The organism is Streptomyces sp. RLA131 (assembly GCF_056270125.1).
Genome location: NZ_JBWDOQ010000002.1, coordinates 4,677,402 through 4,700,112, shown reverse-complemented (window position 1 = coordinate 4,700,112; position 22,711 = coordinate 4,677,402). Strand labels below are relative to the sequence as shown.

General features: G+C 71.7%; 22 protein-coding genes. 9 read left to right on the top strand and 13 right to left on the bottom strand.

What is annotated here, in order from left to right; genetic code table 11:
* Window positions 1–20: 20 nt before the first annotated feature.
* Both RWE79_RS22255 and arfB read right to left on the bottom strand, forming a co-directional pair.
* Window positions 21–1,199, bottom strand: coding sequence for a threonine aldolase family protein (locus RWE79_RS22255; RefSeq protein ID WP_475941822.1), 1,179 nt, complete (start codon window positions 1,197–1,199; stop codon window positions 21–23).
* A 7-nt stretch (window positions 1,200–1,206) separates the two neighbouring features.
* The gene (gene arfB / locus RWE79_RS22250; protein WP_475941821.1) at window positions 1,207–1,644 is read right to left on the bottom strand and encodes an alternative ribosome rescue aminoacyl-tRNA hydrolase ArfB; all 438 of its coding nucleotides are present in this window, start codon (window positions 1,642–1,644) and stop codon (window positions 1,207–1,209) included.
* Window positions 1,645–1,777: 133 nt separating this feature from the next.
* Here arfB and RWE79_RS22245 point away from each other — a divergent pair, with 133 nt between their 5' ends.
* The 7 genes from RWE79_RS22245 (at window position 1,778) to RWE79_RS22215 (ending at window position 8,434) form a co-directional block, all read left to right on the top strand.
* Window positions 1,778–2,353, top strand: coding sequence for a TerD family protein (locus RWE79_RS22245; protein WP_475941820.1), 576 nt, complete (start codon window positions 1,778–1,780; stop codon window positions 2,351–2,353).
* A gap of 84 nt (window positions 2,354–2,437) precedes the next feature.
* A complete protein-coding gene (locus RWE79_RS22240) occupies window positions 2,438–2,932 on the top strand; it encodes a hypothetical protein (RefSeq protein WP_475941819.1) in 495 nt (164 codons plus the stop codon).
* A 62-nt stretch (window positions 2,933–2,994) separates the two neighbouring features.
* Complete coding sequence (locus RWE79_RS22235; RefSeq protein ID WP_475941818.1) at window positions 2,995–3,957, top strand: zinc-binding dehydrogenase; 963 nt, start codon at window positions 2,995–2,997, stop codon at window positions 3,955–3,957.
* A gap of 541 nt (window positions 3,958–4,498) precedes the next feature.
* On the top strand, window positions 4,499–5,557 hold the full coding sequence (locus RWE79_RS22230; protein WP_475941817.1) for a polysaccharide deacetylase family protein: 1,059 nt from the start codon (window positions 4,499–4,501) through the stop codon (window positions 5,555–5,557).
* 17 nt (window positions 5,558–5,574) lie between these two features.
* On the top strand, window positions 5,575–6,813 hold the full coding sequence (locus tag RWE79_RS22225) for an FAD-binding protein (RefSeq protein WP_475946006.1): 1,239 nt from the start codon (window positions 5,575–5,577) through the stop codon (window positions 6,811–6,813).
* 20 nt (window positions 6,814–6,833) lie between these two features.
* Window positions 6,834–7,640 carry a phytanoyl-CoA dioxygenase family protein gene (locus RWE79_RS22220; protein WP_475941816.1) on the top strand — a complete coding sequence of 269 codons (807 nt, stop codon included), beginning with the start codon at window positions 6,834–6,836 and terminating at the stop codon, window positions 7,638–7,640.
* Window positions 7,637–8,434: an LLM class F420-dependent oxidoreductase gene (locus RWE79_RS22215; protein ID WP_475941815.1), complete on the top strand. Its 798-nt coding sequence runs from the start codon at window positions 7,637–7,639 to the stop codon at window positions 8,432–8,434. The genes RWE79_RS22220 and RWE79_RS22215 overlap by 4 nt, the downstream gene beginning before the upstream one ends.
* Before the next feature lie 123 nt (window positions 8,435–8,557).
* Here the strand turns inward: RWE79_RS22215 and RWE79_RS22210 are convergent, their stop codons facing one another.
* The 11 genes from RWE79_RS22210 to RWE79_RS22160 form a co-directional block, all read right to left on the bottom strand.
* The gene (locus RWE79_RS22210) at window positions 8,558–9,442 is read right to left on the bottom strand and encodes an aminoglycoside phosphotransferase family protein (protein ID WP_475946004.1); all 885 of its coding nucleotides are present in this window, start codon (window positions 9,440–9,442) and stop codon (window positions 8,558–8,560) included.
* A 111-nt stretch (window positions 9,443–9,553) separates the two neighbouring features.
* Window positions 9,554–10,393 carry a helix-turn-helix domain-containing protein gene (locus tag RWE79_RS22205; RefSeq protein ID WP_475941814.1) on the bottom strand — a complete coding sequence of 280 codons (840 nt, stop codon included), beginning with the start codon at window positions 10,391–10,393 and terminating at the stop codon, window positions 9,554–9,556.
* A gap of 28 nt (window positions 10,394–10,421) precedes the next feature.
* Window positions 10,422–11,792 (bottom strand): glutamine synthetase family protein, encoded by a 1,371-nt coding sequence (locus tag RWE79_RS22200; RefSeq protein WP_475941813.1) that lies wholly within the window; start codon window positions 11,790–11,792, stop codon window positions 10,422–10,424.
* Between the two features lie 3 nt (window positions 11,793–11,795).
* The gene (locus tag RWE79_RS22195) at window positions 11,796–12,512 is read right to left on the bottom strand and encodes a class II glutamine amidotransferase (protein WP_475941812.1); all 717 of its coding nucleotides are present in this window, start codon (window positions 12,510–12,512) and stop codon (window positions 11,796–11,798) included.
* 24 nt (window positions 12,513–12,536) lie between these two features.
* On the bottom strand, window positions 12,537–13,760 hold the full coding sequence (locus RWE79_RS22190) for an MFS transporter (protein WP_475941811.1): 1,224 nt from the start codon (window positions 13,758–13,760) through the stop codon (window positions 12,537–12,539).
* Window positions 13,757–14,986 carry an ATP-grasp domain-containing protein gene (locus RWE79_RS22185; RefSeq protein ID WP_475941810.1) on the bottom strand — a complete coding sequence of 410 codons (1,230 nt, stop codon included), beginning with the start codon at window positions 14,984–14,986 and terminating at the stop codon, window positions 13,757–13,759. Before RWE79_RS22185 ends, RWE79_RS22190 begins: the two co-directional genes overlap by 4 nt.
* A gap of 23 nt (window positions 14,987–15,009) precedes the next feature.
* On the bottom strand, window positions 15,010–16,290 hold the full coding sequence (locus RWE79_RS22180; protein WP_475941809.1) for an ATP-grasp domain-containing protein: 1,281 nt from the start codon (window positions 16,288–16,290) through the stop codon (window positions 15,010–15,012).
* A 12-nt stretch (window positions 16,291–16,302) separates the two neighbouring features.
* The gene (locus RWE79_RS22175; protein ID WP_475941808.1) at window positions 16,303–17,565 is read right to left on the bottom strand and encodes a DegT/DnrJ/EryC1/StrS family aminotransferase; all 1,263 of its coding nucleotides are present in this window, start codon (window positions 17,563–17,565) and stop codon (window positions 16,303–16,305) included.
* A gap of 29 nt (window positions 17,566–17,594) precedes the next feature.
* Window positions 17,595–18,398, bottom strand: coding sequence for an SDR family NAD(P)-dependent oxidoreductase (locus RWE79_RS22170; protein WP_475941807.1), 804 nt, complete (start codon window positions 18,396–18,398; stop codon window positions 17,595–17,597).
* Complete coding sequence (locus RWE79_RS22165) at window positions 18,395–19,120, bottom strand: cupin domain-containing protein (RefSeq protein WP_475941806.1); 726 nt, start codon at window positions 19,118–19,120, stop codon at window positions 18,395–18,397. The genes RWE79_RS22170 and RWE79_RS22165 overlap by 4 nt, the downstream gene beginning before the upstream one ends.
* Entirely contained in the window at window positions 19,120–20,244 is a 1,125-nt protein-coding gene (locus tag RWE79_RS22160; protein ID WP_475941805.1) for a 2-deoxy-scyllo-inosose synthase, read from the bottom strand. Before RWE79_RS22160 ends, RWE79_RS22165 begins: the two co-directional genes overlap by 1 nt.
* Window positions 20,245–20,633: 389 nt before the next feature.
* Between RWE79_RS22160 and RWE79_RS22155 the strand changes: the two genes are divergently transcribed.
* Both RWE79_RS22155 and RWE79_RS22150 read left to right on the top strand, forming a co-directional pair.
* Window positions 20,634–21,443, top strand: coding sequence for a 2OG-Fe(II)-dependent halogenase WelO5 family protein (locus RWE79_RS22155; protein WP_475941804.1), 810 nt, complete (start codon window positions 20,634–20,636; stop codon window positions 21,441–21,443).
* Window positions 21,444–21,459: 16 nt separating this feature from the next.
* Window positions 21,460–22,695, top strand: a complete 1,236-nt coding sequence (locus tag RWE79_RS22150) for an ATP-grasp domain-containing protein (protein WP_475941803.1) — start codon at window positions 21,460–21,462, stop codon at window positions 22,693–22,695.
* The last annotated feature ends 16 nt before the right edge of the window (window positions 22,696–22,711 follow it).

Here is a 22,711-nt window from a genome sequence, read left to right as displayed (position 1 = left end):
GCTGGACAGCGCGCCTGTGTTCAGCCGCCGGACGGCCCGTAGGCGAGGAAGTCGGCGACGCCCTTGCGTACGTCCTCCGCCGTCCACTCCAGCGCGGAGGCGGCCACCGTCACCTCGGTGACCGAAAGACCCGGCAGTTCCGAGGCGAACCACCTGCCGAAGACGGCCGTCCCGGACTCCTCCGCCTGGCGCAGACCGGCCGCGTCGAGCGCGTCGGCGTCATAGGGCAGCCAGACCTGGAACTGGTGGGTGTACGGAGCCTCCGGGCTGATCCGGAAGAACGGCACGGCGCCCTCCAGCGCCTCCCGCAGCGCCGTGGCGACGACCTTGGCGTGGGCGACATAGCCGGGCAGGCGCGGCAGTTCGTGGTCGAGGCCGTGCAGCGCGGCCAGCACGGCGGGCCACTGCTGGAAGAGCAGACCGCCGTAGCGGTGCCGCCAGGCCTTGGCCTCGGCGACGAAGTCGGCGGGTCCGGCGAGGGCGGCGCCGGAGATACCGCCGAGGGACTTGTAGAACGAGACGTAGACGCTGTCGGCGAGCCCGGCGATCTCGCGCAGGGAGTGCCCGAAGTGCGGCGGGCACTCCCACAGCCGGGCGCCGTCGAAGTGGACGACGGCGTCGCGCTGGACGGCGGCGGCGACGGTCGCGGTGAGCTCCTCCCAGGTGGGGAGGAGGAAACCGGCGTCGCGCAGCGGCAGTTCGAGCATCAGGGTGCCGAACGGCTCGTCGAGGTCACGTATCTCGTCGGCGCTGGGCAGCCGGCGCGCGGTGGTGGGGTGGACGGTGCGCAGCCCGCTCAGGGTGCCGAGGGCGCCCCGCTCGTGGACCTCCGGGTGCGCCAGCGGGTGCAGGGCGACCGTGGAGTTGCCGGTCTGCCCGGCCCAGCAGCGCAGGGCGGCCTGCTGGGCCATGGTGCCGGTCGGGAAGAAGGCGGCGGCTTCGGTGCCCAGCAGCCCGGCGACCCGCTGCTCCAGTTCGGCGACGATGCCGTCGCCGTACATGTCGGGCCGGCGGTCGAGGCCCTCGTACCCGGTCAGGCGGGCGAGTTGCTCGCCCATCGTCAGCGGCCTGCCGTAGGACAGCACCCGGTCGCACGCGCGGATCGCGGCGAAGCGGCGGGCGGCCTTGTCCCCGTCCGTGATGTCGTCCGTGACGCCGTCCGTCATGTCGTCCGTGATGTCGCCCGTGGCGTCGCTCATGGGGCGTTCAGCTCCAGTCCTTGCCGGATCGGCCCCGCTTGGTGTTGGCGCGGCGCTTCTTGTGCTCCAGGCGGCGTTCGTTGATGCCGCGCGGGATGCGGGTGGCCCGCCGGGCCTTGGGCGGGGGCGCGGTGGCCTCGGCGAGGAGGGAGGCCATCCGGGCGGCGGCGGTCTCCCGGTTGCGCCACTGGGAGCGGTGCTCGGAGGCCCGTACGGACAGCACGCCGCCGGTGAGGCGGCCGGCGAGCCGTTCGAGGGCGCGTTCCTTCCACACCGGGGGGAGGGCGTCGGTGGCGGCCAGGTCGAAGCGCAGCTCGACCTGGCTGTCGCTGGTGTTGACGTGCTGGCCGCCGGGCCCGGAGGAGCGGGAGAAACGCCACATCAGCTCGGCCTCCGGGACGGAGACCGAGCCGCGGATTTGCAGTGGCCCGGACATGTGTCCCATGATCCCGTGTCCGGCAGCGGTCCGTCACGCGGTTTTTGGCCGCGAACGGAACCGAGTGACCCCCTGACGACGTTGTGCCCGATGAAGGTAGCGTCGTTCGCCGGTAACGCATCGGCATCACGGAGGGACTCCCATGGCTGTAAGCCTGTCCAAGGGCGGCAATGTCTCGCTCACCAAGGAGGCACCGGGCCTGACGGCTGTCACGGTCGGCCTCGGCTGGGACGTTCGCACCACCACCGGCACCGATTTCGACCTGGACGCGAGCGCCATCGCCGTCAACACGGGCGGCAAGGTCTACTCGGACGGCCACTTCGTCTTCTTCAACAACAAGACCAGCCCGGACCAGACCATCGTCCACACCGGTGACAACCGCACCGGCGAGGGCTCGGGCGACGACGAGTCCATCAACGTCAACCTCGCGGGCCTCCCGGCCGACATCGACAAGATCGTCTTCCCGGTGTCGATCTACGACGCCGAGACGCGCAGCCAGAACTTCGGCCAGGTGCGGAACGCGTACATCCGCATCATCAACCAGGCCGGCGGCGCCGAGATCGCCCGCTACGACCTCAGCGAGGACGCGGCCACCGAGACCGCGATGGTCTTCGGCGAGCTGTACCGCAACGGCGCCGAGTGGAAGTTCCGGGCCGTGGGCCAGGGCTACGCGTCCGGCCTGGCGGGCATCGCGACCGACTTCGGCGTCAGTCTCTGACGTCCGGTCCCACGGTGGCCCCGGTCCGTCCAGAACGGACCGGGGCCACCGGCTTGTCCGCACGCCCATGACACCATCGGCGACGTGATCGATATCGGCTACTCGCTCTCCCGCCGCTTCCCGGACCCGCCCCAGACCGACTACCGCAGCGCGGACGTCCACACGCTGCGGCACGACCTGTTCTGCGGCGACGTCTACCTCGCGGACGTGAAGTCGGACCGCGAGTTGTCCACAGCCTGGGGATGGGTTCCGGTACTGGACTTCGCGTGGGCGCTGTGCGACATCGTCGAGCGGCTCGACCGCGACCCCCTGGGCAGTCGCGCGGCCCGGCCGCAGTACGCCGAGCTGGACTTCACCGAGTCCACCGACCGGCTGCGCTTCGAACGGCGCTTCGGCTGGGTGGACGTCACCGCCGACTGGGCCCCCGACGATCCGCCGCTGGCCTTCAACCACGCGGAACTGCGCCGGGAGGCCCGCGACTTCCTGCAGGACCTGGTCGCCGATCTGACCGACATGCACGACGGGCTGGACCGGAATCCGGTCGTCTGGGATCTGCTGGCGCGGTTCCCGAGGACTTGACCTCAACCAGGGTTGAGGTCCAAGGCTGACGTCACGCGTCCGCCCACCTCCAGGAGCCCACCGTGCACGCCATCCGACTCCATGCCTTCGGACCGGCCGAGAACCTCCGTCACGAGCGGACCGAGGACCCGGAACCCGGCCCCGGCCAGGTGCGGATCGCTGTCGCGGCGGCCGGGGTGCACGTCATCGACACCGCGATCCGGGCCGGCGACCCCAAGGGCCCGTACGCGCTTCCCGACCTGCCGACGATCCCCGGCCGCGAGGTCGCCGGGACGGTGGACGCGGTGGGCGCGGGCGTCGGGCCGCAGTGGCTGGGCCGGCGCGTCGTCGCCCACCTCGGCATGGTGCCCGGCGGCTACGCCGAACTGGCCGTCACCGGCACCGACAAGCCGCACGTCCTGCCGGACGCCCTGGACTTCGCGACCGCGGTGGCCATGATCGGCACCGGTCGTACGACCCTGGGCATCCTCCGCCAGGCCGGGCCGCTGGGCCCGGACGACGTGGTCGTCGTCACCGCGGCGGCCGGCGGCATCGGCACCCTGCTGGTACAGGCCGCACACCGGGCCGGAGCCGTGGTGATCGGCCTGGCGGGCGGATCCGCCAAGGCCGGACGGGTCCTCGCGCTCGGCGCGGACGCCGCCGTCGACTACTCCGCCGACGGATGGCCCGGACACGCCAGGGCCGCGCTCGGCGGCCGTACGGCGACGAGGGTCTTCGACGGCGTCGGCGGCGCCCTCGCCCGCGAGGCGGTGGCACTGCTCGGGGACGGCGGCCGGCACCTGGTGTACGGCTGGTCGTCCGGTGAGCCGCCGCAGCCGGGACGGGGCGAGCTCCTGGTCGGCCCGCCCATGCTCGCCGCCGCCGGCGCGGACGGCCTGCGCGGCCTGGAAACCGCCGCACTGGCCGAAGCCGCGACGAGGCGGCTCGTACCCGCTCTCCAGCGCTTCCCCCTGGCCGACGCCGCAGCCGCGCACACCGCACTGGAAGGCCGCCGCACCATGGGCAAGGTGGTCCTGGAACCCTGAGCCGCACGACCGCGGCACCCCGCCGCCCCACGACCGGCCTCCGGCGGTGCCGGGGCCGGAGCCGGAGCCGGAGCCGGGGCCGGGGCCGGGCGGACACGCCCGCACTCGCCGACCCCGCCGCCCCTCGGCGCGAGCGCTCTCACCGCCGGCGGGCCGCGCCGCGTGCGCGAGCCCGCCGCGCCGGGGCAAGAGGGTCCGGCGCGGCCGGTCCGGCGTGCCCGCGAGACCGGACAGCCGCGCGACCACTTCGCCCCTGCCGGCATCACCCTCCTGCTCCCGGCCCCCAGCGGCCTCGCCGGACAACCGCGAGAAACCGCCCTCGCCGCCTCCCGGTGCCTGCTCGCCCGCCTCTTCCAGGCCGGCCCGGACGCCCGGTCGGCAGTGTCCAACCCAAGGCAAGCTAATTGCCATGCGTTGACATCACTGTGCCAAACATCAATACTGGCGGGATCGCATGGCTTGAGTCCCCATGTGATGACCAGTGCTGATGTGCTGGCACATCTGACATATATTGACAACAATTTGCCAAGCTGGGGGGCAGATGTTCTATTCGGGAATCTCCTGGAGCGCCGACGGCTTCACGGTGGACGTCATCGACGAGTCCGGGGAGCGGCGGCAGCCGTCACGGCTGTTCGGCCCCCGGCACACCCAGGAACTGATCCGGTACCTGTACGGCTTCGAAGGGGAGCTGGCCGCCGTCGTGGACAGCACCAACGGGGTGCTCGACGGGCGCATGATGGCCGAGGGGCTGACCGTGTACCGCGCGGATCCGCGGCACCTCGGGGAACGCCCGCTCTTCGCCGCGGTGCCGGCCGCGGACATCGCGGCGGCCGCGCGCCGCGGACTCGGCGCACTGACCCGGCTGCAGCGCCACCGGGGCAGCCAGACCGGGCGGGAGCCCGACCTCGCGGAGTTCGCCCGCACCAGTGAGCGGGCCCTGGCCGAGTGGACCGAGCGGCGTACCTGCGTCAGCCGGGGCAGCGGTGAGCGCCGGGAGATCTCTCTGACCTTCGACGACGGCCCGCAGCCGCCCTACACCGGGCAGGTGCTGGACGTCCTGCGACGCTACGACGTACCGGCCACTTTCTTCTGCACCGGCATGTACGCGACGGCGTATCCCGAGTACCTGGCCCGGATGCTGGAGGAGGGCCACGGCATCGCGAACCACACGTGGTCGCATCCCCTGCTCTTCGAACTGACGCGGCCCCAGCTCGTCGAGCAGCTGGACCGCACCAACGAGGCGATCGCCGCGGCCACCGGCGGCCGGGCACCCACCCTCTTCCGGCCCCCGTACGGCTCGCGCACTCCGCAAGTGCTGGGCTGGCTCGCCGAATCGGGGCTCACCACCGTGCTGTGGGACGTGGCCCCCGACGACTGGCAGATGCCCGGCGCGGACACCATCGCCACCGGCGTGGTCGAGCAGGCCCGGCCCGGTTCCATCGTGCTGCTGCACGACAGCGGCGGCGACCGCTCGCAGACGGTGGCGGCCCTGGCCCCGATGATCGAGGGGCTGCTGGAGCGCGGTTTCAGCATCGTTCCGGTCGAGCAGCAGCTGGGCGCACCCGCGCCCGCCGCCGCGTTCGCAGGTGGGGAACGGTGACGGCGGTGTCCGAAACGATGAGCAACTGGGCGGGCAGCCTGACCTACGGCGCGCGCCGGGTCCACCGGCCGCGCACGGTCGACGAGTTGCGCGCGCTCGTCGCGGGCAGCGACCGGATACGCGCGCTCGGCACCCGGCACTCGTTCAACGGGGTCGCCGACACCACGGGTGACCTCGTACGGCTGGACGGGCTTGCGGACTCCGTGCTGCTGGACCCGGCGGCCGGCACCGTGACGGTGCCGGCGGGCACGCGCTACGCCGAACTGGCGCCGTACCTGCACCGGGAGGGCTGGGCGCTCGGCAACCTGGCTTCCCTCCCGCACATTTCGGTGGCCGGCTCGGTCGCCACCGGAACCCATGGTTCGGGTGACAGCCAGCGCTGTCTGGCCGCGGCGGTGTCCGGTCTGGAGCTCGTCGGTCCGGAGGGCGACCTCGTCGAACTGCGTCGGGAGACACACGCCGACGAGTTCGCCGGCGCGGTGGTGGCGCTGGGCGCGCTGGGCGTGGTCACCCGGCTCACCCTGGATGTCGAACCGGCCTACCAAATGGCGCAGACGGTCTGCCCGGACGTGCCGCTGGACGAGGTCGCGGAAGACCTGGACGCGGTGTTCGGTGCCGCCTACAGCGTCAGCCTGTTCACCGACTGGCGCAGCGGTCACGGCTCGGTGTGGCTCAAGCACCGTACCGACCGGCCCGATTCAGGCTGGTGGCGCGGACGTCAGGCGGCCGCGCCGCTGCACCCGGTGCCCGGGGTCGATCCCGGTTCCAGCACTGAGCAGTTGGGCGTGCCAGGCCCCTGGTACCAGCGGCTGCCGCACTTCCGGCCCGAGCTCACGCCCGGCGCCGGTGAGGAGTTGCAGTCCGAGTACTTCCTGCCCCGCAGCCGGGCCGCCACCGCGTTCGCCGCGATCCGGGCACTTGCCGACCGGATCGCCCCGGTGCTGCACATCGCCGAGGTGCGCACGGTCCGCGGCGACGACCTGTGGCTGAGCTCCGCCTACGGGCGGGACACCGTCACCTTCCACTTCACCTGGTTCAAGGACCTGCCCGCGGTACGGCCGGTGATCGCCGCCGTCGAGGAGCAGCTGATGCCCCTGGGCGCCCGGCCGCACTGGGCCAAGCTCACCGAGACCCCGGCCGGGCGGATCACCGCCGGCTATCCGCGCGCGGCGGACTTCGCCCGCCTCGCCACGAAGCACGATCCGGACGGCAAGTTCCGTTCCGCGTTCATCGATCAGTTGTTCACCGATCTGTAGAAGCCAATGGGGGTAACGCGATGACACCGAACACTCTTCTGCTCGCCCGCGACAAGCCGACTTCCCTGCGTTCCGATCAGCTGCGGCAGTTCCAGGAGCTCGGCTACCTGATCCTGCCCGGCTTCCTCGACGAGGACCTGGTCGACCGGATGAAGCCCGAGGTCGACCGGTGGGTGGACGACGGCCTGCGGGCGCGTTCCATCGACTCGGTGAAGGACCCGGAGAAGTTCGGCGTTCCGCCGGTCATGGAGCTGGAGCTGCCCGCCCACGGCGAGCTGATCACCTGGTCCCCGCTGCTGGGGATACTCGACCAGCTGATGGGCGCGTCCTACGTGTTCCACCACCTGCACAGCGACCGCCAGGCCCCGGACGTGCCCGGCAAGCCCTGGCACCACGACTACGAGAGCACGCAGACCGGCCGCTCGGCGACGATGATCCACGCCCTGCACTACCTGGACGGCCTGAGCACCGACACCTCCTCGCTGGTCGTGCTGCCCGGGTCGCACCGGGAGCGCGTGGACAAGACGGCCCGTGTGCACCTGGGCACCGGCCCGCTGCCCGGTGAGGTCGTGCTGGAGGAGCTGCCGCCGGGCAGCACCGTCGTACTGCACTCGGCCCTCTTCCATGCCCGCCGGCCCCGCCCGGGCGGGCTGGGCAAGCCGCGCTACTTCGTCGACGCCTCCTACTGCGAGGTCGGCCCGCTGTGGCCGCCGGTCAAGCCGTACTGGCGCTACATGCTCAGGCGGGCCCGGGAGCTGAACCTGGCGCCGGACCGCCCGGAGCTGTTCACCGAGCTGACCTTCGCCGAGTACAGCGGGCCCGCGTGAGCGGCCGGCCCGTACGTATCGGGCTGCAGCTGCAGCCCGAGCACGCCGACTACGCGTCGATCCGCCGGACCGCGGCCGAGGCCGAGGCCCTCGGCGCGGACGCGATCTTCGTCTGGGACCACTTCTTCCCGCTCACCGGTGAGCCGGAGGGCAGGCACTTCGAATGCTGGACGGTCCTCGCGGCGCTGGCCGAGTCCACCTCGACGGTGCAGCTCGGGCCGCTGGTGAGCTGCACCGGGTACCGCAATCCCGATCTGCTCGCGGACATGGCACGCACCGTCGACCACATCAGCGGCGGCCGGGTCGTGCTCGGCCTCGGCTCCGGCTGGTACGAGAAGGACTTCGCCGGCTACGGCTACCCGTTCGGCTCCGACGGCGAACGGCTGCGGGAACTCGCGGCGGCGATCCCGCGGGTGAGGTCCCGGCTGTCGCGGCTCAACCCGGCGCCGGCGGGGAAGCTGCCCCTGCTGCTCGGCGGGGGAGGCGAGAAGCGCACCCTGCGCCTCGTCGCCGAACACGCGGACATCTGGCACGCCTTCCACGATCCGGCGACGATTCGGCACAAGCTGTCCGTCCTGCACAAGCACTGCGCGGACGTGGGCCGGGATCCGGCCGGGATCGAGGTGTCGACCAGCGTGTCCGGCCTGGCCGCGCACGAGGGCGACCCGAACGAACTGGGGACCGAGCTGCACGGTCTCGGTGTCTCGCTGTTCGTCGTCGGCGCGGGTGGCCCCGCGTTCGACCTGGGGACGCTCCGCCGGTGGATCGCCTGGCGCGACGGGATGAACGCGTGACCACGATGGACAGGCTCCACCGGCGGATCCGGCCGCACCGGTAGCCGGCCGCACGACGCACCGAAGAGGGGCGCTCCCGGAAGGAGCGCCCCTCTTCGGTGCGTCGGGGTCCTCGGCACCGCGCTATGCCGCGGTGCCGAGTACCTCCCTGATGACGTGCCGGGCGTTGGCCGAGATGACCGGGTTGGTGGTCCGGTAGTACGGCAGCTGGATGACCGCCATGGACAGCGCCCAGCCCCGGCTGCGGGCCCAGGTCGCGTCGTCGACGTCCACGGCATCGCGGTACACCTGCCGCGCCGAGGCGGGCAGCAGGTTCCAGGCCGGGATGAGGTCGGTGGCCGGTTCACCCATGCCCACGGTGCCGAAGTCGATGACCGCGCCGACGCGGTCGCCGGCCAGCAGCAGGTTGCTCGGCATCAGGTCGCAGTGCGTCCAGCAGGCCGGGCCGGTCCACAGGGGCGCGGCGAGTGCCTCCTCCCAGGCAGCGGTGATCTCGTCGGCGTCGAAGGGTTCGTCGGTGCGGCGCAGTGCCTCGATCGCCGCCCGCATTTCCCGGTCTTCGGCGATCAGCGGCTCGCCGCGGTGGGCGGGCGGACCGCAGGGGAGGTCGATCTCGCGGATGGCGACCGCGAACGCGGCGAGGTCGCGGGCCACGCGCTCGGGCTCGGCGAGGTCGCCCTCGACCGGGGTTCGGCCCTCGATCCACCGGTGCACCGCCCAGGTCAGGGGGTACCCCTCGCCGGGAGCGCCGGTCGCCACCACCTCGGGGATCGGCAGCGGCAGCAGCGGTGCCAGCCGGGGCAGCAGCCCCGCCTCCATGGCGATGGCCTCGGCGCCGCCGGGGCGCAGCGGGAGCCGGACGGTCAGGTCCTCGCCCAGCCGGTAGATCGCGTTGACCGTTCCTCCGGAGGCGAGCCGGGTGACCGGCAGATCCGCCCACTGGGGGAACTGGGCGCGTAACAGCCGCCGGACCAGGTCGGCGTCGGTCTGCGCTTCGTCGGCGTGCATCTTGCCCATGTGCCCATCAGCCCTCTCGATTGCTGGCCGGATCGTCGCATATTCGGACCACGACCCGGAGTTGACGAAACGGCCGGCCCCAGGGGCCGGCCGCCGGTCCGGTCATCGACCGGGTGGCCACAGGTGGAGCGGGAACGCCCACGCCGGCAGCCACGGGTTCTGCTCCCGGCCCAGCAGGTCCAGGGCCCGTTCCAGTGACCGCTGGGCATTCGCGTGGTCGCGATGGCGGGCGTACAACCAGCTCGTCGCCCACAGGGCCTGGACGTGCAGCGGCCCGGGTTCCGCCGCGGTGAGCTCGCACAGTTCGCGGGCGTGCGCCCGGGCCTCGTCCGGGCGGTCCGCTTCGGCCTCCGCGCGGATCAGCGCGTGCAGAGCGGCCGACCTGTCGTCCACCGACAGGTCCGCGGCCAGGTGGTGGGCCTCCTGCGCCTCGGCGTGGGCGCGGGCGGTGTTCCCGAGCAACAGCAGGCACCGGGAGAGCCGGATGCGGGCCCGTACGGTCAGCTCGGGGATGCCGATCACCTCGCTGAGCTCGCCGAGTTCCACCAGGAGCTCGTGTTCGTCCTCGTACCGGGCTTCCCCGTCCCGCACCGAGGCCAGCAGCCACAGTGACTGCCAGCGCAACGCGGGATCCAGCCGGTCCTCGCCCGCGTGCAGCAGCACGGCCAGTTCGTCGGCGACGGTACCGATGCGCGCCGAGGACACGGCCAGGGCCAGCGCCCGGGACAGGCTCTGGCCCGACCCCCGGGCGAACGCCGACACCGGCAGCCCCAGCCGCTTGGCCAGGTGTTCGAGTACTCGTCGGGTGGGCGGCCGGGTGCCCGATTCCAGCCGGGACAGGTAGCCCGTGGACAGGCCGCCCGCGGCCAGCGCGGCTTGCGACAGTCCTCGCTCGATGCGGAGTGCCCGCAGCCGCTGCCCGAAGGCAGGTTGTTCCAGCACTGCGACCTCCTGTGGCGAGCGCGGTTCCTCAGTAGCGCGTGGCGTAGGTCAGGAAGGCGAGGTCGTCCCCCATCTCCTTGACCGCCCGGATGTCGGCCTCCTTGATCGCGGGATACACCTGCCGGCGCAGCGGACCCAGTACATCCATCAGGTAGTCGTCCCGGCGCAGCGCCTCCAACGACTCCTCCAGGGACAGCGGCAGGCCCAGCCCGAGGCGGTCCCGTTCCGAGTCGGACAGCCCGCTCGGGTCCTCCGCGAGCTGGGGTCCCGGATCGATCCGGTTGGTGATGCCGTCCATGCCCGCGTAGATCACCGCGCCCATGGCCAGATACGGGTTCGCCGTGGAGTCGACCGCCTTGAGCTCGACGTTGGTGGACGCGGCCGTGCTGCCGCGCAGCCTGCTCGGGACCCGTACGGCGGCTTCCCGGTTGTCCTGGCCGTAACAGGCGTGCGCGCCGGACCACATGCCCGGTCGCAGCCGCTCGTAGCTGTTGACGCTGGGGCAGGTCAGTGCCAGCAGGCCGGGCAGGTGCCGGAGCATCCCGCCGATGAAGTGGTAGGCCGTCTCGGACAGGCCCAGTTCGTCCGCGCCGTCGGCGAACACGTTCTCCGGGGCGCGGCCGGGGCCGTCCTTCCACATGGACAGGTGCAGGTGGTTCCCGTTGCCCCGGAAGCCGGGGCCGGGAGTGGGGGCGAACGTCGCCCACAGGCCCATCGAGGCGGCCAGCCCCCTGGTGATCACCTGCTGCCACACCGAGATGTCGGCCGCCCTCAGTGCCGGGCCGTGCCGCAGGGTCATCTCGTGCTGCCCGGCGCCGAATTCGGGGTGGTACACCTCCACGTCGATGCCCTGCCCCCGCAGACCCCGGAGCAGCCGGATCACGTAGTCGTTGGCGGCGTCGAAGCCGGTGTTGTCGAAGCACAGGCTGTCGTCCAGCACGCTCAGCGCGCCGAGCTCCGGCCGGCTGTCGCAGAGTGTGAACTCCGGTTCGAAGGAGGCCACGACCTGCAGCTCGCCCGCCGCCGCCAGCGCGGACTTCAGGAAGGTGCGGGGGCAGGCGTCCCAGGGGGTGTCGTCCAGCTGGACCAGGTCGCACAGCATGGCTCCGGATCCCGGCGCGTGCGGGAGCGCGACGAAGGTCGCCGGGTCGGGGACCAGCCGTACCTCGCCGACGGCGTTGAAGCCGGGCACCGGCACGGCGATGTCCATGAGGCCGGCCGCCTGCCTGGACTTGGCCAGCCCGATGCCCGATTCCATCCGGGATCGCAGGTACTGGCGGGTCACCGCCTTGCCCCGGACGATGCCGTTGTGGTCCACCCACAGGAAGCGGATCAGTTCGACGCCGTGCTCGTCGATCTTCTGGAGTACCCGACGGTACGGGTCACCGGTCGCGGACATCTCTCACGCCTCCTTCGGGAAGGGGAAGTACGAGACCGTGCGGGCCGGCAGCGGTTCCCACTGCTCGGCCGGGGCGAGACCCGGGACCACCTCGGAGGCGATGACCTCCAGCCCCGGCAGGCTCAGGCGCCGCATCGCGAAGAACACCGGGGTGGCCACCGCGGGCGCACTCCAGTGCACGAGGTACGCACCCGTGGGGTGCACGGCGATGGCGTTGCCGGAGTTCCCGCCGGGCGGCAGCGCGTCCAGCTTGCCGAGAGCCACCGCCGGATCGAGGCCCTCGGCGCCGCGCGGGAGGAGGTAGTCGAAGTACTCCCGCGAGTCGAACTCGCAGGCGGGCAGACCCAGCCCCTGGTGGGCGGTGGGCAGATAGCCGTTGTGCATGAAGTACCAGCCGTCGTCCCTGTTCAGCGGGTGGGTGTAGCGGAGGCCGCGCTGGGATTCCAGGCTCGCGTTGCGCGTGTGGACGGCCAGGAAGTCGGTCTTGATGTCCGGCAGCGGGGATTCGCGCAGGCTGTCGGCCAGCGGCCGTACGTCGGTGTGCGCGCGCAGCCCGTGCCCGGTCCCCTGGTCGTGCTCGCGCCAGACCGCGCCCCACCCGTGCGCGTGCACCTTGGTGGGGTTGTCGTGATCGGCGGTCCGGCCACAGCTCATGTCCAGGGCGGCAGCGGTGATGTCGGCCACGGCGAAATCCCCGGAGGCGAGGATGAGTCGGCACATGGTGGGTTCCTTTCTCTCCTGGCTTCAGACGGCCGGTTCTCGGGTGACGTTGACGACCGTGTCGCGCCGGGGCACGTGACGGGCGAGCCCGTAGAGGACGGCGCCGGTGCCGAGCGCCACGCCCAGCCAGTAGCCGTGGGCGAGACCTGCCTGGTCCAGGGCCAGGAACACGGTGCCGCCGGCCAGCGAGCCGATCGCCTCACCGGCGGTCCAGCTGAGCTGGCGCAGGTTGAAGGCCTCCAGCGTGGACGTGACCGGCAGACCGGCGAACGCGGTGCTCACCATGGGGGTGAACAGCATTTCGGCGAGGGAGAACAGCGCGACGGCCAGGGCGGCGCCGAGGACGACCGGCAGTCCGACGCCCAGCACCACCATGGAGGCACTGAACAGGACGGTGCCGTGGACCAGCAGTGTGAACGGGCGGGTGCCCCTGGCCAGCAGCTTCCCGGTGGCGGCCGTGACCGCCGTCTGGAGGACGACGATGGCCAGGGCGGGCGCGGCCAGCAGCGCGGCCCGCACCAGCGCGGAGCCGACGTCCCGGGCGACGAACAGGGCGAACGCGGAGTACAGCTGGCCGTAGACGAAGGCGCCGAGGACGCAGATCGTCACCGTCCGGCGGATCGAGGAGTCCTCCCGGACCAGCCGCAGCACGGCCCGGCTGACGGGCCACCGGCCGGACGTCGCCGTGGGCCGGAGCTCCCTGGGGATGCCGAACCGTAGCGACAGCCCGGCGAGCAGGTAGCAGCCGGCGACGGTGGTGAGCAGCACCCGGGGGTCGGCCGACGAGTACAGCAGCCCGGCGAGGAACGGGCCGAGCGCCGCGGCCAGGTTCACCGCGATCTGCAGCACCGAGTACACCTGGTGCCGCCCGACGGCGTCGGGGATCGCTTCGGCGACCAGGACCCTGGACAGCAGGAAGTGGACGCTGCCGCCGAAGCCGGCCAGGACGATGAGCAGCACCTGGACCACGGCGTCGTGGCTGTAGGGCATCAGGCCGAAGCCCAGCGCCGACAGCACCGTACTGCCGGTCATGGCGCCGACGATGCTGAACCTGGGCAGCCAGTGGTTCACCAGCAGCGCGCAGACCCCGGCGGACGCGCTGTACAGGAACAGCCCGACGCCGACGATCCAGTCACCGCCGACCTGGGCGGTCAGGAAGACACCCAGCACGGGGAGGATCATGTACTGGCCGAGGTTGCCGGCCGCGTGGTCGGCGGACAGCCCGGCGGTGAAGGCCCTGCGGTTCACGCCGCGGCCTCCTGCCGGGTGGCCATCTCGAAACGGACCCGCGCGGTCAGCCGGTCGGCCAGTTCCGCCGCCCGTCGCGGGGAACCGGCGCCGACCACGAGGTATCCCGCCCGGTCGTAGGACTCGCGGATCTCTCCGACGAGGTCCCCCGGCCGTACGGTCAGATCCGCCTTCAGCACGGCGGGGTGCCGCAGTACCTCGTCCCAGCCGACGACCCGCCTCACCCGGCCCGGCGGCGGGGCGAGGAACCGGACTGCGGCCGCCCTGGAGGGCACCAGGTCGCACGATCCGGTGTCCGAGCCGAGGGCGTCGTCGATCACCAGGCCGAACAGGTCCAGCCCGGGAATCGCGTACTCGAGCATGAGGTGGATCCAGTCGCCGCCGTTGCGGACGTGGACCTCGCCGAGCACCGGGCCGTCCGCGGTGGACCACAGTTCGACGTGGAAGATGCCGAACCGCAGGTCCAGTGCCTTGAGCGCGCTGGTCACGGCCTGTTCGAACTCCTGGAGGAGCCCGGTGGGCAGGTCGGCGGGCAGCACATGCCCGGCCTCCACGAAGTTCGGCGGCGGCAGCAGCTTCTTCTCGGTCACCGCCAGCACCCGGGGCTCACCGCGCAGGAACACCCCTTCGACGCTGTACTCGGGGCCCTCGACGAACTGCTCGACGAGGAATGCCGTGCGGGCGGGCAGCGCGGCCACGGCGGGGGCCAGGTCGTGGGGCGCGGTGACCTTGCGGACGCCGAGGCTGCCGGAGGCGTCCCGCGGCTTCACGATCCACGGCCCGGTCGTGCCCTCCAGGAACGCCCGGGCTTCGGCGAGATCCGCGCAGAGCCGGAACTCCGGCTGCGGCAGCCCGGCTTCGCGCAGGACCTGACGGCAGCGGTCCTTGTCGCGGACGGTGCGTACGGCCGCCGGCGGGTTGCCGGGGGCACCGACGGCCCGGGCGACCTCGGCGAGGGCCACCTGCACCTGCTCCCTGACGCCGAGGACCACGTCGAACTGCCGCCCCCCGGCCCAGGCGACGGCCGCCGCCGGGTCCTCCACCTGGGTACGGTGCAGGGTGCGGGCGAGTGCTTCCAGTTCGGGCACGTCCGGGAACTCGGTGGTGACCTGCGTGGCGACCTCGCGGGCGGCGGCCTGCCGGAGCAGGCGGGTGCCCACGTCACGTCCGAGATCCACCGGTGCGGACCCGCCCCAGAACAGCAGAGACCTGGGTGTGTCGTTCATCGTTCCCCCTGGGAGATTGCGGGTCAGGCCGTCGGGTCGGCCAGTCGGAAGACGTCCTCCGTCAGCTGCCCGATGACCTGGTGGTCGGCGAGGATCTCGGCGTGCGAGCCACCGATGTGGAACACGCGCATGGGACTGGTCATCAGGTCGACGGTGGGTACCAGCCGGGTCCCGGCCGGACGCCGGACCACGACCTCCCGGACCGTGGGAAGCGAGGCGATCTTGTCGACCACCGCCTCGTCGATCCCGGTCACGAGGCCCTCACGGCTGGTGGCGGCGTTGTGCACGACCGCCTCGCAGGACTTGGCGTAGACCTTGCCGGCGTAGCGGGCGGTGAACTCGGCGGGCCGTGCGTAGGCGAGGGCACCCAGACGCGCCGGGTTGGTCCCGCTGAACGCTTCGTGGTGGGCGGGGTTCATGTTCCCGTTCAACCGGGCGCCCAGCTCCACGAGCGCGGGGCCCGACTCCGTCATGATCACCTCGGCGTGGCCGGGACCGTGCTCTATGCCCAGGGCGTCCAGCACCCGCAGCACGTAGGCGATCAGTTCACGCACGTGCGGTGCGTCCGGGTCCTGCAGCACGTCCAGGTCGTAGACCGGCCTGCCGGAAGGCAGCAGGTTCTTGTCGTAGCGCCACACCCCGCACACCGTGTGGCGCCCGTTCGCGCTCACCGTGTCCACGATGTACTCCGTGCCGTCCAGATAGGACTGGACGAGGACGTCGGTGTTGCGCTGGTCGTACATGGTGATGCCGGCCAGCACCGCCCGCGCGGCCTGCGACACCTCCGCCTCGGACCGGCATATGAAGACGTTGTCCGAGGAGGACGAGCTGCGCGGCTTGACCACCACCGGGTAGCTGCCGAGGTCGCGGGCCCAGCCGGTGATCCCGGCCGGATCGGAGCCGACGAACTGTCCGGCGCAGTGCAGACCGGCCGCCCGCACCGTCTCGATCATGGTGAACTTGTCGCGCCGGGCAGGGGACTTCGCGGTGCCGTTGGTCGCCACCCCGAGCCGTTCGCTCAGCAGGTCCGCCAGCGGAACCCCGGGCTCCTGACCGGCGACCACCGCGATCGGCGCGTAGCCGCGCAGCGCGTCCACGGTGGCGTCGACCGCGTCCGCGTCGGCGCACACGAACGTCTCCCGGTACACGGACAGGTCCGGCGGGACCATCTTGGGCAGGAACTCCGCCGTGCTCCGAACATGCAGGGCGTCGACTCCGAGTCCGGCGTATTCCGCCACGTAGGCACCGGAGTTGGAGTAGCCGTCGACGATGACGACCACCGGTGCGGCGGAGGTGGCATTCATGGGTTCCTCTCCTCAGACGAGTTCGGCGCGGTGGTCGCGCAGCTTGCCGAGCGCGGCCACGATGTCGTCCACATCGGACCGCTCCCCGAGCAGCGCGCTGTGGTGGAAGGTCAGGTGACGCGCGGCGGCCCGCTCGCTGACCGGCAGCCGGTGCCGGGCCCGGTCGATGCGCCGGCGGTGCTCGGCGCCGAGGTCGAACCTGCGGCGGCTGCCCGGCCAGTACAGCGGGCTGGCCGGGATCGCCGGGTAGACCGGCTTGACCGGCAGGCCCAGTTCCGCGCTCAACGCGGCGCCGGCCGCCGCAGTGCCGATGCCGTCGAACTCCTCCGGCAGCCGGATCACGAACCCGAAGTAGGTCCGCTGCTCGGTGCCGTCCGAGGTCCGCTGAGTGGCGAACCCGAGGTCGGCCAGCGCCTTCTCCAGTACGGAGGCCTGGATCGCACGCTGCTCGTTCTGCCGGTCCAGCCGGCCGAGCTGGGCGATGAGCACCGCCGCGTGGAACTCCGACAACGCACGGTTGCTGCCCATCAACGTGCCGGTGGTGACCAGTTCCATCTCGTGCAGCGGCGGCGGCAGTTCGGGCTGGTGCCGGCCGTCGGCGCGCAGTTCGGCCATCCGCCGGGCCAGCTCCGGATCGGCGGTGACCACCGCGCCGCCTTCTCCGCACGTCAGCACCTTGGTGTGGTGCATGCTGAACGCTCCGGCGCGGCCCATGGTCCCGGCTCTGGCGCCCCGGTAGACCGCGCCGTGCGCCTGGGCGGCGTCCTCGATCAGGGTGAGGTCGTGGCGCCGGGCCAGATCGCGCAGCGCGTCCATGTCGGCCAGTGCCGAGTACAGGTGGACGACGACGATCGCCTTGGTGTCGGGTGTGACGGCCGCCTCCGCGGCCGCCGGGTCCATGCACAGGGTGTCCGGGTCGACGTCGACGAAGACCGGGACCGCGTTCACGGCCAGCACGGTCGACGCGGTCGCGACCCAGGAGATTCCCGGAACGATGACCTCGTCACCCGCGCCGACCCCGCACGCCTCCAGGGAGATCATCAGCCCGGCGGTCCCGCTGGCCGTCGGCACGCAGTGCTCGACGTCGTTCCACCGCGCGAACATCCGGGCGAAGGTCCGCTCCTTGGTGTCCGTGCCCCGGTAAGGCCCGCTGATCGACCAGCGCCCGGAGTACAGCACCTCGGTGAGCTGCTGCGCGGCCTCCGAGGCGGGCTGTGGCCACAGTGGCCAGTGGGTGGTGCGCACGGGATCTCCGCCGTGCAGGGCCAGTGTCATGGCACCGCCTTTCGTGCGTTCAGGAGGGATCAGAGCAGGCCGCGGACGGTGCCGCCGTCGACGCCCCAGACACTTCCGGTGACGAAGGCGGCGGCGTCCGAGGCCAGGAAGGTGATCACCTGGGCGACCTCGTCCGGCTCGCCCATCCGCCCCAGAGGCAGCTGGCGTCGGCCGAGCTCGTGCTTGACCGCCGCCTCGGCGTCCCGGCCGTGCAGGTCGCCCAGCGTGTCGGCGAAGCCGCCCGGCCGGGTCCACAGGGGAGTCCACACGGGGCCGGGGGCCACCGCGTTGACCCGGATCCCGGGGCCCTCGGACAGCGCGAGGCTCTTGGTCAGGCTGATCAGGCCCACCTTGGCCACCTGGTAGTCGACCAGCCCGGGCTCGGGCTGGCGGGCCAGGTCGGAGGTGTTGGTCACCACGCTGCCGTGGCCCTGCTCGCGCATGCCCGGCAGCACCAGACGGGTCGCCCGTACCGCGCTGAGGAAGTTGATCTCGAAGGTTGCCAGGTAGTCGGCGTCGGAGAGTTCGTCGAAGGACCGGGCCAGGCACTGCCCGACGTTGTTGATCAGCACGTCGGCCGTGCCGTTCCAGCCGTCGAGGATGCCGGTGACACCGCCGCGCACGCCCTCCGCGGTGGACAGGTCGGCGGTCCGTACCGAGACCTCGCCGCCCTTGTCGCGGATCGCGTCCGCGACCGCGGACAAGCCCTCGGCGTCCCGGTCCACCAGGCCGAGCCTGGCGCCCTCGGCCGCGAAGGCCAGCGCCGTGGACGCGCCGATCCCGCTGGCCGCCCCGGTGATGAGCACGCGCCGACCGTCGAGTCCCAGGTTCATCGGACCGCCACCTCGGTGCTGATCAGCGAGACCGGTCCGGCCGAGCGCACCGTCCAGGGGGTGTGGGGCGGGATCGCGAGCGACAGCCCGGGCCCGCCCTCGTACCGCCCACCGTTCACCTCGAACTCGGCGCTGCCGTCCAGCAGGTGCAGCACCTGGGCGTGGTCGGCCCGCGCCGCCTCGCCGACGGTGTCGCCGCCCGGGATGTCCAACAGGGTGAAGGAGTGCCAGTCACCGGTGAAGTACGGGCGCAGGTCGACGGTCGCGCGGCGCACGCCGTCGGCGTCCGGCAGCCGGGCCGGCACGTTCAGCTGGGCCGGTTCGGCCGCCCGTCCCTCGCCCGGGAACACCTCGATGACGAAGAAGTGCATCTCCTCGTCGGTGCGGTTGGCGATGGAGTGTGCCGCCCCGATCGGTGTGGTGATCAGGTCGCCGGGGCCTGCGGGCAGCTCGACGTCGTTCATGGTGACGACGGCCCGGCCGCGGACGATGTAGTAGATCTCCTCGGTGCGCATGTGCACGTGCTCACCGACGGAGGCGCCGGGAGTGAGGACCACGTACTCGACGCAGTTCCAATCGCCTTCCAGGTGCATGCCGTTCATCAGCATCTTCCAACGGCACACGCCCTCGCCGCCGACCTGGCGGTGGGTCGTCGCCGGACCGCTGGTGTCGTTGATGATCGGGCCGAACGGGGACCGCTCGCCGCGGACGATCGTCGCCATCACGCCACCTCGGCGATAATGGACTCGATGCCGAGGCGTACGACGGCCTCGGGCACCTGGGTGATCTGGGCACCGGCCGGGCGGTGCGGCTTGCCGAGCCCCTCCAGCAGGATGAGGTCGCGGGTGCCCGCGGTCCCCTTGACGTAGCCGCGCTTGTTGTCGAGCGCGATGATGCGCAGCACGCCCTCCAGGGTCACCCCGGCGGGCAGCACGGTGGGCGCGCCGCCGAGGACGAGCAGCTCGCGGTGCGCGGCCTCTTCCTGGGCGGTCAGCAGGCCCAGCTCACGTGCGATCCGGGCGGCCGCGAGCATGCCCAGGCCGATGGCGTAGCCGTGGCGCAGCTCGCCGCCGGTGAGCAGTTCGGCCGCGTGGCCGATGGTGTGGCCGTACTCCAGGACGAGGGCGTCGCCGCGCTCATGCAGGTCGTCGCGCATCACGGCGGACTTCGCGTCCACGCACAGGTCGATGAACCAGGCGATGTCCTCCGGGGTGTACTGCGCGTCGGCGCGCAGCCGGGCGGCCACCGCGTCGTACCGGTCCGGCACGATGCCCAGCACGTTCTTGATCATTTCGCAGAGCGCCGAGCGGATCTCGTCCGCCGGCAGCGTGTCCAGGAAGTCCAGGTGGTTCCACACGAAGGCCGGGGCGTGGAAGGTGCCCAGGTGGTTCTTGCCGACGCTGGAGTTGACCGCCTGCTTCAGCGAGAGCACCGAGTCGGACATGGCCAGCAGCGTGGTCGGGACGTGTACCAGGCGCAGGCCCCGGAAGACCAGGGCGCTGAGCAGGCCCGCCATGTTGCCGACCAGGCCGCCGCCCAGCGCGATGATGACGGAGCGCCGCGTGACCCCGGTCGGGATCAGCTGCTCGGCGAGGGAGTTGACCACGTCGAGGCTCTTGGCCTTCTCGTCCGCCAGGACGGACAGCACCGTGGTGGGCGCGGCCTCGCCGGCGCACCGGGCGATCTCGTCGATCTGCTTCTCGGACAGGCCGGCGTCGGCGACGATCACGAACCGGTCGGCGTCGAGGCCCTCCAGTTTGCCCGTCAGGGCGCGCAGTGACGCCGGACCGTGTCCGACGGAGAACCCGTAGCGCACGCCGCCGAAGCGGATTTCGCGCTCGCTCACGGTCATAACTTCGGCCAACAGAGACACAACTTCCCCATTCACTGGTTCGGGCTTGCGTTGGGCGGCTGAGGAACTCGCTCCGGGTGCGGCCGCAGCCAGTCGTCGCCGGAGTGGCACACCATCCCCCGGCTGGTGACACCTACCGTACCAACCGCTGGCAACGCTTGGCAACATCAAAGTCACCGCCTGGCGCTCGCGCCGACATTCGCAGCCCCGCATGCTGACCCACCCGGCGCCAACTACGCGCGCGGATACGGATCTACGCAGGTGGAATGCTTTGAAGTCACTGGCATCGACCACTTGCCAACTTTTGGCAATCGTGGCAACGTTGCGGTTCGGGGCGGGGGAACACGCCGCCTGATGAACCACACAGGCAGGAGGTATTCAGGGTGACTGAGCAATGGGGTCGCATCGTCATCGACGTCGATCGCGACACGGACATCGACGGAGCGGACCTGGTCAGGCGCTTGGTCGACGGCACGGTGGCCGTAGTAGTGCTGCGCAACCTGCTGCCGGAGTCGGTGTTCGACGCGAACCGGGAGCGGCTGACGCCGGTCTTCGGCCAGGCGTCGACCACGCGGTACAGCAACGGCAGCCTGACCACCATCGGCCCTTACCTGGCCAAGCACCTGGACGATCCGGACACTTACTTCGCCGAGGCGCTCAAGGCCAACGAGTTCACCGAGTCCATCGGCGTCGACCTCGGCGCGCGGACCCGTCAACGGCTGGCCGAAGTGCTGGGCCTCAAGCGGCTCGACACCGAGTTCGAGGCCGGCGGCCGCACCTACTCGCAGCAGAACGTACGGATCTACGCGGACAACATCCGCACCCCGCTGCACAACGACAACATCATGCGCGACGCGGCGGGCACCGGACTGGCCCTGGCCGAACTGCGCCACCAGCTCAGCTGCGTGGTGTGCATCCAGGAGTGCGAAGAGGGCGGCGAGCTGCGCATCCACCGCAAGCGCTGGTCCGAGGAGGACAACGCGTACAAGATCGTCGGCGGCCTCGGCTACGACGAGGCGGTGACGGGCGACGCTCCGGCGCACGAATTCGAGCCGCGAGCCGGGGACGTCTACCTGCTCAACCCCACGTACTACCACTCCATCGAGCAGGTCACCGGTTCCGACCGGATCACCATGGGCTTCTTCTTCGGCTTCTACGACGACGAGCTCATCGAAGCCGTCTCGTGGATCTGACGTTCGGGGGACGGACATGAGCGAGAACATCCTGGTCATCGGGTCCGGAGACCAGCACTTCCGTGACTACGCCCTACGCGGTCTGGCCGGGCGCCACCGCGTCCTGCTGATCGCCCAGACCCCGCTGGCCTGGCAGTCGCCGTACGTGGCCGACTACCGCGAGGTCGAGCTGCAGGACCGGGCGCAGGTACTCGCCGCGGCCAAGGATCTCGCCGCGCTCCACGACGTGGCCGGCGTGCTCACCTGGGACGAGATGCAGGTCCGCGTGGCCGCGGAGGTCGGCGCCGAACTCGGCGTGGCGACCATGCCGGTCGAGGCCGCGCGGGCGTGCCGCGACAAGGCGCGACAGCGCGAGCGCTTCCGGGCGACGGGGGTCGCGTCGGCGCGGTACCGCCTCGCGGGCTCCGTGGCCGAGGCGGTGGCCGCGGCCGACACCATCGGCTTCCCCGTGGTGCTCAAGCCCCGGGGCCAGGCCGCGAGCATCGCCGTCCGGATCGTCCGTTCCGAGGCCGAGCTGCGGGAGACGTTCGCCCTCGTCCGCGACGCGGAGAACCCGTCCATCGACGACGGACTGGTCCTCGTCGAGGAATTCCTGGCCGGTCCGGAGATCGCCGTGGACAGCTGGGTGCTCGACGGCAAGGTCGAGCCCTTCTCGATCTCGGCGAAGCGCACCGGCTACCCGCCGTACTTCGAAGAGGTGGCGCACGTCGTCGGCAAGGTCCTCGACGGGGAGACCGAGGCCGCGGTCCGCGAGGTGGTCATCGCCGCGAACAAGGCCCTCGGCATCGACCGCGCCGTCACCCACACCGAGCTGATGCTCACCGCCGACGGGCCCAAGGTCGTCGAGGTCAACGGCCGGCTCGGCGGCGACCTCATCCCGCACCTCGCCGAGATCGCGGTCCCCGGCCTGTCGATCGGCGGCGTCCTCGGCGCCGTCGCCACCGGCAGCGAACCCGAGCCGATTCCGCGGCCGGACCGGCTGGTCGGCATCCGCTTCCTCTACCCCGCGTCGGACCTGACGTTCGACGACATCGACGTCCCGGCCGGGCTCACCGACGAGCCGTGGGTGCACGAGGTGCGGCGGGTCAGCGAACCGGGCACCGAACTCCGCCTGCCGCCGAGGCAGTTCCTCGGCCGCGCGGGCTTCGTGATCGCGACCGGAGACACCGTCTCCGAGGTGGACCAGCGACTGCTGGCGCTGGCGGACAAGGTGTCGCTCGTCGGCACCCCGCTGGTGGACCAGAACCCATGACAACGCACGACGATTC

Coding starts and splice junctions, on each gene's coding strand:
- RWE79_RS22195 (WP_475941812.1), bottom strand. CDS start 12,512: ATGTGCCGACTCATCCTCGCCTCCGGGGATTTCGCCGTGGCCGACATC.
- RWE79_RS22245 (WP_475941820.1), top strand. CDS start 1,778: ATGGCTGTAAGCCTGTCCAAGGGCGGCAATGTCTCGCTCACCAAGGAG.
- RWE79_RS22175 (WP_475941808.1), bottom strand. CDS start 17,565: ATGACACTGGCCCTGCACGGCGGAGATCCCGTGCGCACCACCCACTGG.
- RWE79_RS22165 (WP_475941806.1), bottom strand. CDS start 19,120: ATGGCGACGATCGTCCGCGGCGAGCGGTCCCCGTTCGGCCCGATCATC.
- RWE79_RS22225 (WP_475946006.1), top strand. CDS start 5,575: ATGAGCAACTGGGCGGGCAGCCTGACCTACGGCGCGCGCCGGGTCCAC.
- RWE79_RS22255 (WP_475941822.1), bottom strand. CDS start 1,199: ATGAGCGACGCCACGGGCGACATCACGGACGACATGACGGACGGCGTC.
- RWE79_RS22185 (WP_475941810.1), bottom strand. CDS start 14,986: ATGAACGACACACCCAGGTCTCTGCTGTTCTGGGGCGGGTCCGCACCG.
- RWE79_RS22210 (WP_475946004.1), bottom strand. CDS start 9,442: ATGCACGCCGACGAAGCGCAGACCGACGCCGACCTGGTCCGGCGGCTG.
- RWE79_RS22200 (WP_475941813.1), bottom strand. CDS start 11,792: ATGTCCGCGACCGGTGACCCGTACCGTCGGGTACTCCAGAAGATCGAC.
- RWE79_RS22180 (WP_475941809.1), bottom strand. CDS start 16,290: ATGAATGCCACCTCCGCCGCACCGGTGGTCGTCATCGTCGACGGCTAC.
- RWE79_RS22220 (WP_475941816.1), top strand. CDS start 6,834: ATGACACCGAACACTCTTCTGCTCGCCCGCGACAAGCCGACTTCCCTG.
- arfB (WP_475941821.1), bottom strand. CDS start 1,644: ATGGGACACATGTCCGGGCCACTGCAAATCCGCGGCTCGGTCTCCGTC.
- RWE79_RS22230 (WP_475941817.1), top strand. CDS start 4,499: ATGTTCTATTCGGGAATCTCCTGGAGCGCCGACGGCTTCACGGTGGAC.
- RWE79_RS22170 (WP_475941807.1), bottom strand. CDS start 18,398: ATGAACCTGGGACTCGACGGTCGGCGCGTGCTCATCACCGGGGCGGCC.
- RWE79_RS22150 (WP_475941803.1), top strand. CDS start 21,460: ATGAGCGAGAACATCCTGGTCATCGGGTCCGGAGACCAGCACTTCCGT.